Here is a 12,942-nt window from a genome sequence, read left to right as displayed (position 1 = left end):
AGCTATCCTAGCAAAACAAGGATAGCTTTTTTTACTTCTCGCAACCTTTACAAGTAACCTTTTTATCCCTTTACCACGCTAATTAGTCACCATTTACACCCCTGTGTTTGAATGATATACTCTCTGCTTGGGAAAACCTATAGAGAGCATTTTTCATAGAATTTACATACTGCTAATGCTCGCTGAAATTTACCATAAAAAAGAATTTATCATTCGAAGAGGTGTCGCATTTTGCGGGAATATATTTATGTATTAATCGGGTCTGCTATTGTAGCATTATCATTTAACTTGTTTTTATTGCCTAATAATATAGCTTCAGGCGGTGTCAGCGGCATAAGCACCATTACTGCCAGCTTGTTTCATTGGGAGCCGGCTTTTGTACAATGGGCATTTAATATCCCTTTGTTTATTGCAGGAGTGATTTTGCTTGGAAAAAACTTCGGGATAAAAACACTTGTCGGCACTTTGTTTTTACCATTTGTCGTTTTTTTGTCAAAAGACATGGAGCCTTGGACAACCCAGCCACTGCTTGCTGCATTATATGGCGGTATTGGAATCGGCCTTGGAATTGGAATTGTTTTTAAAGGTAAAGCATCAACAGGCGGGACAGACCTTGCTGCGCAAATTATCACTAAATATACCGGTATGTCATTAGGGAAAAGTGTTGCCTTAATCGATGGAGTAATTGTCATCACGGCTGCGGCTGTATTTAGTATTGAACAAGGTTTATATGCATTGCTTGCTCTGTTTGTTACAAGCAAAACGATTGATATTGTTCAAGTTGGATTCGGAAGCAGCAAAATGGCGTTGATTATAACAGACAAGCAAGAGGAAGTAAGAGAAGGAATTTTGACAAAAATCGACAGAGGCGTCACAAAGCTTACTGCTCACGGAGGATACACTGATTTTGAGCGTCCTATCTTAATGTGTGTCGTTGATCAAGCTCAATTCACTAAGTTGAAGCTTCTTGTTCAAACAATTGATCCTTCTGCATTCGTTATTGTCATGGATGCATCTGAGGTGCATGGAAGAGGATTCAGCGCGAAAAAAGCATAAGAAGCAACCGCCCATTTTTTGAAAAGGGCGGTTTTTTTTATTAATTATGTTGAGCTTCTGTAAGATTTGTAACAGAAGCTAAAAATGTAACCGTTTTATAAATAATGTCGAAGTGTAATGAATGGAAATTATTATGAAAATAATTCCATAAAACGTAATTATTTTTAGGTATATAAGCCTAATTTAATGAAAAAAATAAAAAAAAAAGGGGAATATGGTCGAATTGTAGTACTATTATAATAGTAAATAAAGGTAAGACAAGATAATAATAGTACTTTTTGCGATGTTTGAAAAGAAAATGTAATAATTTTATCCGTTAAATTACTGTCCTATAATGTTATAATAATGTAAGTAATTAGAAGGAAAGCTTTTATTTTTAAAAAAGCTGTCTCTTTCCGTCGGTTTGTAAATGTCGAATTTTGGTGGTTAACGGAAGTCAGAAAAGTTCTGGATGTATAGCATAAATATAAATAGCAATTCGCAGATGTGATTCGTCTACCATGTTTGCCTTAGACGCATTGCACTTTTCTCATGTTCTTACAAATAAAATTCAGGTGTGATAATAGATGATTGAAATGAAAAATGTAATAAAGAAATATGCCAATGGCGTTATTGCAGCCAATGGGATAGATGTAAAAATAGCTCAAGGTGAGTTTGTATATGTAGTTGGACCGAGTGGTGCCGGAAAATCAACATTCATTAAAATGATGCATCGCGAGGAAAAACCGACACAAGGAACAATCTTGATAAACGGTGTAAACTTAGCAAAATTGAAAAACAGCAAGGTTCCTTTGCTGCGAAGAAATATGGGAGTCGTCTTTCAGGACTTTAAGCTTTTGCCGACATTGACTGTATTTGAAAATGTGGCATTTGCATTGGAAGTAATTGAAGAAAACCCTAAATCAATTAAAAAACGTGTGATGGACACTTTAGGACTAGTAGGGTTGAAGCATAAAGCAAGAATGCTGCCTACTGAACTATCAGGCGGAGAGCAGCAGCGTGTATCCATTGCCCGCTCGATTGTAAACTCCCCGAAGCTTGTCATTGCCGATGAGCCAACTGGGAATCTTGACCCTGAAACCTCTTGGGAAATCATGAATATTTTTGAGGAAATCAACAATCGGGGAACTACCGTTGTGATGGCTACCCACAATAAGGAAATTGTTAATACGATTAGACATCGTGTAATCGCCATCGAAGGTGGAAGAATTGTTCGTGACGAGCAGAGAGGTGATTACGGATATGAAGGCTAGAACAGTAAAAAGACATGCTAGAGAAAGTTTTAAAAGTTTATGGAGAAACGGATGGATGACATTCGCTTCGATAAGTTCTGTGGCGATAACGCTAATTTTGGTTGGTGTGTTTTTCGTCATTATGATGAATTTGAACGAGGTTGCCACAACAATAGAAGAGAACGTGGAAATTCGTGTTCATATTGATCAGACAGCTTCAAAAGATGATCAGGCTGCCTTAGAGGATAAGATTAAGGGCATATCAGATGTCGACAGCGTAACATTCTCTACGAAACAGCAGGAATTAGACAACTTGATTGAAAGCTTCGGTGACGATGGGGATGCTTATGAGCTGTTTCAGCAGGATAACCCATTAAGTGATGTGTTTGTTGTTAAAACAAAAAATCCAAATGACACAAAAAAAGTCGCACAGCAAATTGAGAAGTTTGAAAATGCGGCAACTGTAAAATACGGACAAGGTACGGTCGACAGGCTGTTCAAGGTCATTAATGTCAGCAGGAACGTCGGGATTGTCCTAATTGCAGGGCTTCTGTTTACAGCAATGTTCCTAATCTCCAACACAATTAAAATCACCATTGTTGCCAGACGTAAAGAGATAGAAATTATGAGACTTGTCGGTGCAACTAACTGGTTCATCCGCTGGCCGTTCTTCTTGGAAGGTATGTGGCTTGGCGTCATTGGTTCGATTATTCCAATCGGCATTGTATCGGTCATTTATTATTATGCATATGAATACTTGAATCCGAGATTGGCAGGCAACTACATCCAAATACTTGATTATACGCCATTTGTTTATCAAGTGGGAGCATTGCTATTGCTAATGGGTGCATTGATCGGTATATGGGGAAGTGTCATGAGTATTCGCAAATTCTTGAAGGTGTAAGGTGAAAACAGGAAGAAGTAGTCCCTTCTTCCTGTGAAACACAATATACTGCTACTTAATAGCCTGGATAAAAGGCCAGGCTATTAAATTGGCGTTATTTTCAATGGTATAGTACTAAAATACTAGTTTACAAGTAGTTAAACCTACGTATCTATTTTTTTAGAGGGGAAGGCATGAGAGCTTGAAAAATACAATAGTTAAATGGACAGTCGTTACTACTTTAGGCATTGGTGGTATTGTTGCTCAAGGACCTTTTTCTACGGCAAATGCAGCAAGCGTAAGCGATCTTAACAAGCAAAAAGAGGAGATCGAAAGCAAGCAGCAAGATGTAGAAAGTGAAAAGAACAACAAAAACGAAGAACTAGACAGCATACATGATGAACAGGCATCGGTTGAAGAAGAGCTGGAGAGATTAAACACAGCGATTTCTACTACACAAGTTAACATTATTGAGAAAAAAGAACAGATTGAAACAACAAAAGATGATGTGGCAAAGCTGGAGAAACAAATTAAAGCAACACAAAAAAGAATTGATGAAAGAAATGAAGTGCTGAAAGACAGAGCAAGAGCTATGCAGGAAACTGGCGGTGCAGTCAGCTACATGGATGTGCTTATGGGCGCTCAAAGCATCAGTGATTTAATTGACCGTGTCGGTGCTGTGGCAACAATTGTGGAAGCAGACCGCGCTATCTTAAAGGAGCAGGAAGCAGATAAAAAGCTTCTGGAAGATTCAAAGGCTGAGTTAAAAGAAAAACTAAGCTCACTGGAAACAATGCTAAGTGAGTTGGAAGACATGAAGGCAGATTTGGATTCCAAAAAGAAAGAAAAAGATAAAGTGATGGCACAGCTTGAAGAGGAAGAGGGTCATGTCCATGCAGAAATGCTTTCACTTGAAGAAGAAGAAGCAATCTTGGCAGACCAAAAGGTAGCAATGGAAAAAGCAATTGAGCTGGAAAAACAGCGTCAAGCGGAAGCTGCAAGAAAAGCAGAGGAAGAAAGAAAGAAACAAGAAGCTGCAGAAGCGGCGGCAGCAGCAGAAGCAGCAGCTGCTAAAGCAAAGGCAGCACAGTCGAGCAGCTCAAGTTCTAAATCTAGTTCAAGCTCTAGTTCTAGTTCTAGTTCAAAATCAAGCTCAAGCTCAAGCTCAAGCAGTTCAAGTTCATCTTCTGCAGCATCAACACCTGGTGTATCTTCAGGAAACTGGACAAAACCAGCTAATGGAGTGCTTACTTCTGGCTTAGGTCAACGCTGGGGAACTTTCCATGCGGGAATTGACTTAGCAGCAACAGGTGATAATGTTGCAATTGTTGCAGCAGCAGACGGTGTTGTTATTCGTTCTTACACATCAAGCAGTTATGGTGAAGCGATATTTGTTGCACACTCTATTAATGGCCAACAGTACACAACTGTTTATGCTCATATGAAATCAGGAAGCAGAAAAGTTAGTGCAGGTCAGGTTGTCTCAAAAGGCCAGCGTATCGGTACAATGGGTAATACTGGTGATTCCCAAGGACAGCATTTGCATTTTGAATTGCATAAAGGCGAATGGAATGCAGCTAAATCCAACGCAATCAACCCGATTGGTATTGTTCCAATCTAATAGATTAAAAAAGCTTGTCCACAATATGGACAAGCTTTTTTGTTTTTCCATAAGCGGTCGTAAGGATGTATCCAGATATTACTATGCTATAATAAAGATATGAGTTTTTTAAAGAGGAGCAATGAAAATGAGCGGCAATGATAATAAAGATAATGAAGAGTTGAACCCAATAAGCGGTGCTGGTGCAATCCTTGATGAGGAGACATTATTTATTGTTTCCCAAACATTTAAAGCTTTATCAGATCCGACAAGAATTAAGATTCTCCATCTATTGTCAGAAAAGCAGCATTCTGTTAATGAAATAGCAGAAAGACTGCAGATGCTTCAGTCGACAGTTTCTCATCAGCTGCGGTTTTTGAAAAACCTTCGCCTTGTTAAATATCGCAGGGAAGGAACAACGATGATATACTCTTGCGATGATGAGCATGTTATGAGTGTTTTAAAGCAGATGATTGACCATGCAAGACATCATTAATATGGGTATAGAACAGCAGCAGCCAGACTCGTTTGGCTGCTGCTGTTCTATACCCATATTGGAAATAACATTGACACTTTCGAGCCTGCTTACATATAATATGAATATATGAGTAATTGTTCATATAATGATTTTCTCGATAATTAAGTGATATTAAATAAATCAATCCTTTTCTGACAGGGAAGAATTTCATTTAAGACAATTAATGAAAGAGGGGAAAACCATGGAGGAAGGAAAACAGCTGCAAAGGAAAGACTTTATATTAGAAGGGCTGGACTGTGCGAATTGTGCCATGAAAATTGAGCGGGGTGTTGCCGCGATAGAGGGTGTGAATGAATGCCAAGTCAATTTTGCGACACAGACATTGTCCTTACAGTTCAGTGACGAAGAAGGCCCGATAATCGCAAAAGCGGAAAAGGCAATAAAACGGTTGGAACCGCATGTAAAATTAAAAGAAAAAACAGCGGGGGAAAATCGGCAAACAAACAAGCATGATCATGCTCATCATCAGCATGGTCACAGTCATAGTCACAGCCATGGACATTCACATGACCATGGAAGCAAGAGCATGCAAAGAATGATAACACGGCTTGTAATCGGGACGATAATCGCTCTTTTTGCTTATTTTCTTCCGCTGGATGGTGTTATAAAGCTGTCTGCCTTTGTTGTTGCCTATCTTATTATTGGCGGAGACATTGTATGGCGGGCTTGTACAAATATCGTCCGCGGCCAAGTATTTGACGAGCATTTCTTAATGGCCATTGCCACAATAGGTGCTTTTGCAATTCAAGAATATCCAGAGGGCGTTGCTGTCATGCTGTTTTATCAAGTCGGCGAGCTGTTCCAGGGAGCTGCTGTAAACCGTTCACGTAAGTCGATTAGCAGCTTAATGAATATCAGACCAGATTATGCCAATGTGATGAAAGGGGAGACCCTTGAAAAGGTGTCTCCAGAAGAGGTGACAATCGGTGATATTATCGTTATCAAGCCTGGAGAGAAGATACCGCTTGACGGTATTGTCGTTGAGGGTAAATCAAGCGTTGATACTTCGGCATTGACAGGGGAGTCCATGCCAAGAGATGTAGAGCCGGGACATGATATACTCAGCGGCTTCATCAATAAAAATGGAGTGCTCACTGTCAAGGTAACGAAGGAATATAGTCAGTCTACTGTTGCGAAAATTTTGGAACTTGTTCAAAATGCCAGCAGCAGAAAAGCGCCGACAGAAAACTTCATCACGAAATTTGCTCGTTACTATACACCGGTTGTGGTAATCATTGCAGCATTATTAGCTGTAGTGCCTCCTCTATTTTTGGAGGGTGCTGTATTTTCTGATTGGCTGTATCGTGCCTTGATTTTCTTAGTTATCTCTTGTCCATGTGCGCTCGTTGTTTCTATTCCTCTTGGCTTTTTCGGCGGAATAGGTGCTGCATCTAAAGCGGGAATTCTTGTAAAAGGCAGCAACTATTTGGAGGCCTTGAATGATGTTAAGTATGCGGTGTTTGATAAGACAGGTACCCTTACGAAGGGAGTATTTGAAGTAGTGTCTGTGCATCCTGCTAACGGTTATTCAGACCAAGATGTTCTGCGGAATGCGGCAAGTGCAGAGATTCATTCTAACCATCCGATTGCCGAATCAATCAGAAAGGCTTATGGGGGCGCAGTTTCAGAAGCAGATGTAAATGATTATGAGGAAATCCCAGGCTACGGAATCATTGCAGCTGTTAATGGTTTAAAAGTATTAGCTGGTAACTACAAGCTGATGGTGAAGGAAGGAATTGATTTCGAGTTAAGAGAAGAGATTGGAACAATTGTCTATGTAGCAGCAAACAAGGAGTTTATTGGCTCACTTGTCATATCCGACCAATTGAAGGAGGATGCCAAGCAGGCTATTGCAGCATTGAAGCAAGCTGGCATTAAAAAAACGGTCATGCTTACAGGGGATGCTGCTGCGGTGGGCGCAAGTGTTGCTAAGTCTCTGAATATAGACGTTGTGCATGCAGAGCTCCTTCCACAGGATAAGGTAGAAGAGATAGAAAAACTGGATAAAAGAAAATCTCCAAAAGAGAAGATCTTATTTGTAGGAGACGGGATTAACGATACACCTGTATTAGCGCGGGCAGATGTAGGCATGGCGATGGGCGGCTTAGGTTCAGATGCAGCCATTGAAGCAGCTGATATAGTCATTATGACAGATGAACCTTCAAAAATTGCCTCTGCCATTTCCATTGCTAAAAAAACACGCAGAATTGTTTGGCAAAATATTGTGTTTGCGTTAGGAGTTAAAGCGCTGTTCCTTTTGCTTGGGGCCTTTGGAGTTGCTACAATGTGGGAAGCGGTGTTTTCAGATGTTGGAGTTACCTTAATTGCTGTGCTGAATGCAATGAGAGTCTTATCTATAAAAAATCTTCCATGAAAATAGTCAGCCACTGTCTTTTAGACAGTGGCTCTTTTTATGCTACATTACATTTGGAGGTGTACCATGCTCTGCCGGCGGTGCAGGCTTTAATTTTGGAGCAGGACCGAATGGAGGTACGTCCTTTACGTATTGGAATGTGCCCATACCATCCATACTTGGACCAGATGCCCATCTTCCTTTGCTGCTTTCGTCTCCCATCGAATGGTTCAAGAATAAATAAGAAACCTCTCTTTTTTCCAATTCCTTCGGGAACGTGCTTGGAACAACAACCCCTTCTTGCTGTTCGAGTTCATAAATAGCAGCAAGCCATTGATTTTGATGCATAGTGTCCCTTGCGATAAGGTAGGAAAGCATATCTTTAATACCTCTGTCATCTGTTTGTTCAAAAATTCTTACTGCCTGCAATCTTCCTTGTGATTCAGCATGCAGGTTAGAACGCATATCTGCAAGCAGATTGCCGCTCGCAATGATATAGCCGCTGTTCCAAGGCACTCCGTTGCTGTCTTTTGGAGTTGCTGATAAGCCGGATACGATAGCGTGCTGTGGGTCCATCCCGCCGATAATTGCCGCTAACGCAGGATTAGTAGCAGCTGCAGACTCCAGTTCGGTTACAGGTGCATCATCTAAGAGACGGGCAACCATTGTGGACAATAGCTCAATATGACCTATTTCCTCCGTACCTGTATCTAACAGTAAATCTCTGTATTTTGCATGTCCTCTTGTACCCCATGCTTGAAATAAATATTGATTCATAACAGACATTTCTCCGAATTGGCCGCCGATTAGTTCTTGAATTCTTCTAGCGAAAAGTGGATCTGGTTTTTCTGGCTTTGCTTGGTATGCTAGTTCTTTTATATGATAAAACATTTTAGGCATTCCTCCCTTTCGTCTGTATAGGTTATTCAACTAGGGAAAATAGGTGCACTTTAAATAGCGTACAGCAAAAGCTGTCATCATAACTTGTCTGCTCTCGGCATATAGATTCAGTAAGGCTATTCTCATGAAGAAGGAAGAGAGGACGATCTTAGATGAATCGAAAATTGCTGGTGATATGCATGACAAGCTCCCTCATAGTTGGAGCCGGCGGCACTTATATTGGAATGAATATATGGGAAGAGAATAAAACGAAGTCTGATTCAGCAGCAAGCAGCAATGCGACAGTCTTATCGAAGGTTGACAAAGCGTATAACCTGATCTTAAACAATTATGTGGAAAAAGTAGATAAGGCTGAATTAGAGGAGGGTGCAATTAAGGGCATGCTTTCTACCCTCGATGATCCGTATTCTGTTTATATGGACAAGGACAGCGCAAAACAGTTTGAACAAGCTCTTGATTCCTCTTTTGAAGGCATTGGTGCTGAAATAAGCGCAGAAGACGATAAGGTTATTATTGTGTCGCCAATAAAGGATTCTCCTGCAGAAAAGGCTGGTATTAAAGCAAATGATGAAATTGTTAAGGTGGACGGAGAAAGTGTACAAGGCTTTGATCTGTATGATGTGACGCAAAAGATTAGGGGAGAAAAAGGCACGAAGGTAGAATTGGAGATTGTCAGACAAGGGCTGGAAAAGCCGCTGCAAATAGCCGTTGTCCGTGATGAGGTTCCGCAAATAACGGTTCATTCCTCTGTTAAAAGAGAGGGCGGAGAAAATATCGGTTATATTGAAATTACCTCCTTTTCACAGGAGACAGCTTCTGAATTTCATAAGGCATTACAGGAGCAAGAGCAGCAAGGAATTGCCGGCTTGATATTGGATGTCAGAGGCAACCCAGGGGGACTGCTTACAAGCGTGAATGAGATTTTAGGAGAGTTTGTGACTTCAGACAAGCCTTATGTGCAAATTGAGCATCGAGATGGAGAGACCGAACAATTCTACTCTGACTTAAAACAAAAGAAGGATTATCCAGTTGTTGTGCTTGTAGATAATGGAAGTGCCTCAGCATCAGAAATAATGGCTGGTGCTATGAAAGAAGCGGAAAACTACACACTTATTGGTGAAAAGACGTTCGGTAAGGGGACAGTTCAGCAAGCTGTGCCAATGGAGGATGGAAGCAAAATTAAATTAACTTTATTCAAATGGCTCACACCTGATGGGAATTGGATTCATAAAAAAGGGATAGAACCAAACTTGGAAGTGGAGAAATCGGCTTTATACAAAACTCATCCACTTCAAATAGAAAAGACGTTGAAGCGGGAAATGAACACCGAGCAAGTCAAGTATGCGCAGGAGATTTTAACAAGTCTTGGCTATCGGACAGACAGGCAGGATGGTTATTTCAGCAGCCAGACAGAGATTGCTGTGAAGGCTTTTCAAGGAAGCAATAATTTGACAGAAACAGGAACGATAGACGCAAATACAGCCGAAAAGATGCAGCAGGCAGTCAGAACGGAAATGCAAAAAGATGAAAACGATATGCAGCTGCAAACAGCTTTGCGATATATCGTGAATTAGAGAAAGCACACCTTAAAGAAGGTGTGCTTTTTCGTGTTGTTTACTTATTTAAAATGCTGTCCTCCAGCACGAGTGTTTTATCGCCATAGACCTTCGTAATATGCCTTTCTCCCCAATTACATAGTGCATCAAGAATACTTTGCAGGCTTTGACCATATTCACTCAGCTCGTATTCTACCTTAGGTGGAATTTGCTGATAAATGATTCGGTTAATAATGCCGTCCTCTTCTAATTCACGAAGCTGTTGTGTTAACATTTTTTGGGTAATATTAGGCATTAATCGCTTTAGTTCGCTTGTCCGTTTTTTACCATGTGTAAGATGGCATAGGATTACACATTTCCACTTGCCGCCGATTACCTCAAGGGTTGCCTCAACAGAAATATTGTATTTCTTCTTTTCCATGCTGTAACCTCCAGATGATATTATAGGCACTAAAAAGTACCTATAGTACTTTGCGGTGCCTATATCACAAAAAAGTACGTACTTTTCAAAGATATCTATATGATTCATAATAACATTTGCCGGCCGAAAAGCAAGCTGATAAAAATTCATTCCACTAGTGGATCATTATATATCAAGCATCAAGAAGGAGGACATATGAGTAATCGTAAGAATGGAAGCGTGTATGCCTTGCTTGCATTGGCAGTCAGTGCTTTCGCAATTGGTACAACAGAATTTATTAGTGTCGGTCTTCTGCCTTTAATTTCAGCAGACTTGAATGTCAGCATTACTGCAGCAGGATTGACAGTATCCATTTACGCTCTTGGTGTTACAATCGGTGCGCCAGTTTTGACGTCCATCACCTCAAGAGTTTCCAGAAAAACATTATTATTATGGATTATGATCGTATTTATTATTGGTAACAGCATTGCTGCAGCAGCGAGCAGCCTTACTGTCTTGTTAATAGCAAGAATAATCTCTGCATTATCACATGGTATCTTCATGTCAATCGGCTCAACGATTGCAGCAGATCTTGTCAGCAAGGATAAAAGAGCAAGTGCTATTTCAATTATGTTCACAGGACTAACAGTAGCAACCATAACTGGTGTGCCAATTGGAACATTTATCGGCCAGCAATTCGGCTGGCGATTAGCATTTGTTGCAATAGTGCTTGTTGGTATTATCGCATTTATTGCCAATAGCATTCTTGTCCCGAAGAATCTTTCAAAGGCCAAGCCTTCTACGTTTAAAGATCAGCTTTCGTTAGTGACTAAGAGCAGATTGCTGCTTTTGTTCATTATCACAGCATTAGGCTACGGGGGGACATTTGTTGTCTTTACGTATCTTTCACCGCTTCTTCATGAAATCACTGGTTTCAAGGAAAGCACAGTTGCAGGCATCCTGCTTTTATATGGAATGGCCATCGCAGCAGGGAATATGATTGGAGGCAGGCTTTCTAATAAAAAGCCGCTCACAGCTCTGTTTTACATGTTTATAGCACAAGCTATCATCCTATTTTTGCTTATCTTTGCCTTGCCGTATAAAGGTGCAGGCCTTGCGATGATTATATTAATGGGTCTGTTGGCGTTTATGAATGTGCCTGGACTGCAAGTTTATGTTGTGATGCTTGCAGAGCGGTATGTGCCTGGAGCAGTTGATGTCGCCTCTGCTATTAATATCGCTGCCTTCAATGCAGGTATCGCGATTGGTTCTTATTTAGGTGGAGTTGTTACTAACTCATTAGGTTTAATTCATACAGCTTGGGTCGGCGGAGTAATGGTAGCAGCCGCAGTACTGCTGACTGGCTGGAGCTTAGTGTTAGAGAAAAAAGCAAATAAAAAGGAATGGGGTAAATAATATGAAACATTTACAAGATACAGTCGCATTAGCAAATGGAGTAAAAATGCCATGGCTCGGATTAGGAGTATTTCAAGTTGAGGATGGAGCAACCGTTGTAGAATCTGTTCGTGCCGCGATTAAAAACGGGTACCGCAGTATTGATACAGCAGCTATTTACCAAAATGAAGCAGGTGTCGGCCAAGGAATCAAGGAGGGAATCGAGCTTGCTGGAATTAGCCGGGAAGATCTCTTCATTACATCGAAAGTCTGGAATGATGACCTTGGGTATGAAAAAACATTGGCCGCATTTGAGGCTAGCTTAGAGAAGTTAGGTCTTGATTACTTGGATTTATATTTAATTCATTGGCCAAAGGCTGGAAAGTACAAGGAAGCATGGAGAGCGCTAGAAACTCTTTATAAGAATAAAAAAGTTAAGGCAATCGGTGTCAGCAACTTTCAGGTTCACCATCTTGAAGATTTAATGAAGGACGCAGAAATAATGCCGATGATTAATCAAGTCGAGTTCCATCCAAAACTTACACAAACACAAGTAAGAGCCTTCTGCCAACTTCACGGTATCCAAGTGGAAGCATGGTCGCCATTAATGCAAGGACAGCTCCTGGATCATGAGCTGTTAAAAAGCATTGGGGCAAAGTACAATAAATCTGTAGCACAAGTTATCATCCGTTGGGACTTGCAAAATGGGATTATCACAATCCCTAAATCTATTAAAGAGCATCGAATTATTGAAAATGCTGATGTGTTTGACTTCATATTGACTGATAAAGAAATGGAGCAAATCACTGAGTTGAACGAAAATCTGCGAGTAGGTCCAGATCCAGATAATTTTGATTTTTAATACGAAAAAGGTCTGCTTCCACTATGGGAGCAGGCCTTTATTGATTAGCTAGTGGTAAAAGGCTTTAAATTTAATATCACCATCTATTCTTATCATGTACAGACCAACAAAGGTTGTAAGGATAACTTTTAAGTTAATTCACCAATTTACCTATACATGTACGTACG

At 40.5% G+C, this 12,942-nt stretch carries 11 protein-coding genes; 9 read left to right on the top strand and 2 right to left on the bottom strand.

The genetic code is table 11. The features are described 5' to 3' along the window. Positions 1–231 precede the first annotated feature (231 nt). From ACLIJJ_RS23790 to ACLIJJ_RS23765, 6 genes are all read left to right on the top strand, one after another. Complete coding sequence (locus ACLIJJ_RS23790; RefSeq protein WP_245399891.1) at positions 232–1,056, top strand: YitT family protein; 825 nt, start codon at positions 232–234, stop codon at positions 1,054–1,056. Between the two features lie 566 nt (positions 1,057–1,622). Next, positions 1,623–2,309, top strand: coding sequence for a cell division ATP-binding protein FtsE (ftsE, locus tag ACLIJJ_RS23785; RefSeq protein ID WP_233318469.1), 687 nt, complete (start codon positions 1,623–1,625; stop codon positions 2,307–2,309). Next, positions 2,299–3,192, top strand: a complete 894-nt coding sequence (gene ftsX / locus ACLIJJ_RS23780) for a permease-like cell division protein FtsX (protein WP_233318546.1) — start codon at positions 2,299–2,301, stop codon at positions 3,190–3,192. The genes ftsE and ftsX overlap by 11 nt, the downstream gene beginning before the upstream one ends. A gap of 181 nt (positions 3,193–3,373) precedes the next feature. Further along, positions 3,374–4,792, top strand: coding sequence for a murein hydrolase activator EnvC family protein (locus ACLIJJ_RS23775; protein ID WP_411411797.1), 1,419 nt, complete (start codon positions 3,374–3,376; stop codon positions 4,790–4,792). A 127-nt stretch (positions 4,793–4,919) separates the two neighbouring features. Then, positions 4,920–5,267, top strand: a complete 348-nt coding sequence (locus ACLIJJ_RS23770) for an ArsR/SmtB family transcription factor (protein ID WP_396953779.1) — start codon at positions 4,920–4,922, stop codon at positions 5,265–5,267. Between the two features lie 223 nt (positions 5,268–5,490). After that, the gene (locus tag ACLIJJ_RS23765; protein WP_411411796.1) at positions 5,491–7,683 is read left to right on the top strand and encodes a heavy metal translocating P-type ATPase; all 2,193 of its coding nucleotides are present in this window, start codon (positions 5,491–5,493) and stop codon (positions 7,681–7,683) included. A 42-nt stretch (positions 7,684–7,725) separates the two neighbouring features. On the opposite strand, the gene ACLIJJ_RS23760 is transcribed toward ACLIJJ_RS23765, so the two are convergent. Next, positions 7,726–8,553 carry a manganese catalase gene (locus ACLIJJ_RS23760; RefSeq protein WP_233318477.1) on the bottom strand — a complete coding sequence of 276 codons (828 nt, stop codon included), beginning with the start codon at positions 8,551–8,553 and terminating at the stop codon, positions 7,726–7,728. A gap of 161 nt (positions 8,554–8,714) precedes the next feature. Between ACLIJJ_RS23760 and ACLIJJ_RS23755 the strand changes: the two genes are divergently transcribed. Then, positions 8,715–10,136, top strand: coding sequence for a S41 family peptidase (locus ACLIJJ_RS23755; RefSeq protein WP_237941917.1), 1,422 nt, complete (start codon positions 8,715–8,717; stop codon positions 10,134–10,136). 40 nt (positions 10,137–10,176) lie between these two features. Here the strand turns inward: ACLIJJ_RS23755 and ACLIJJ_RS23750 are convergent, their stop codons facing one another. Then, on the bottom strand, positions 10,177–10,539 hold the full coding sequence (locus ACLIJJ_RS23750; protein ID WP_233318481.1) for a winged helix-turn-helix transcriptional regulator: 363 nt from the start codon (positions 10,537–10,539) through the stop codon (positions 10,177–10,179). A gap of 195 nt (positions 10,540–10,734) precedes the next feature. Between ACLIJJ_RS23750 and ACLIJJ_RS23745 the strand changes: the two genes are divergently transcribed. After that, positions 10,735–11,934, top strand: a complete 1,200-nt coding sequence (locus ACLIJJ_RS23745) for an MFS transporter (protein WP_411411795.1) — start codon at positions 10,735–10,737, stop codon at positions 11,932–11,934. A 1-nt stretch (position 11,935) separates the two neighbouring features. Further along, positions 11,936–12,775 (top strand): aldo/keto reductase, encoded by an 840-nt coding sequence (locus ACLIJJ_RS23740; RefSeq protein ID WP_411411794.1) that lies wholly within the window; start codon positions 11,936–11,938, stop codon positions 12,773–12,775. Positions 12,776–12,942: the final 167 nt, after the last annotated feature.

This window comes from Niallia laureatilytica (genome assembly GCF_046613985.1).
In the GTDB taxonomy this organism is placed as follows: domain Bacteria; phylum Bacillota; class Bacilli; order Bacillales; family Cytobacillaceae; genus Niallia.
Note: the sequence above shows the minus strand (reverse complement) of the source record. Positions and strands in the feature narration are given on the sequence as shown.

Excerpts from the sequence above, each read along its gene's own strand:
- ftsE (WP_233318469.1), top strand. The coding sequence starts at position 1,623 with ATGATTGAAATGAAAAATGTAATAAAGAAATATGCCAATGGCGTTATT.
- ftsX (WP_233318546.1), top strand. The coding sequence starts at position 2,299 with ATGAAGGCTAGAACAGTAAAAAGACATGCTAGAGAAAGTTTTAAAAGT.
- ACLIJJ_RS23770 (WP_396953779.1), top strand. The coding sequence starts at position 4,920 with ATGAGCGGCAATGATAATAAAGATAATGAAGAGTTGAACCCAATAAGC.
- ACLIJJ_RS23765 (WP_411411796.1), top strand. The coding sequence starts at position 5,491 with ATGGAGGAAGGAAAACAGCTGCAAAGGAAAGACTTTATATTAGAAGGG.
- ACLIJJ_RS23760 (WP_233318477.1), bottom strand. The coding sequence starts at position 8,553 with ATGTTTTATCATATAAAAGAACTAGCATACCAAGCAAAGCCAGAAAAA.
- ACLIJJ_RS23755 (WP_237941917.1), top strand. The coding sequence starts at position 8,715 with ATGAATCGAAAATTGCTGGTGATATGCATGACAAGCTCCCTCATAGTT.
- ACLIJJ_RS23750 (WP_233318481.1), bottom strand. The coding sequence starts at position 10,539 with ATGGAAAAGAAGAAATACAATATTTCTGTTGAGGCAACCCTTGAGGTA.
- ACLIJJ_RS23745 (WP_411411795.1), top strand. The coding sequence starts at position 10,735 with ATGAGTAATCGTAAGAATGGAAGCGTGTATGCCTTGCTTGCATTGGCA.
- ACLIJJ_RS23740 (WP_411411794.1), top strand. The coding sequence starts at position 11,936 with ATGAAACATTTACAAGATACAGTCGCATTAGCAAATGGAGTAAAAATG.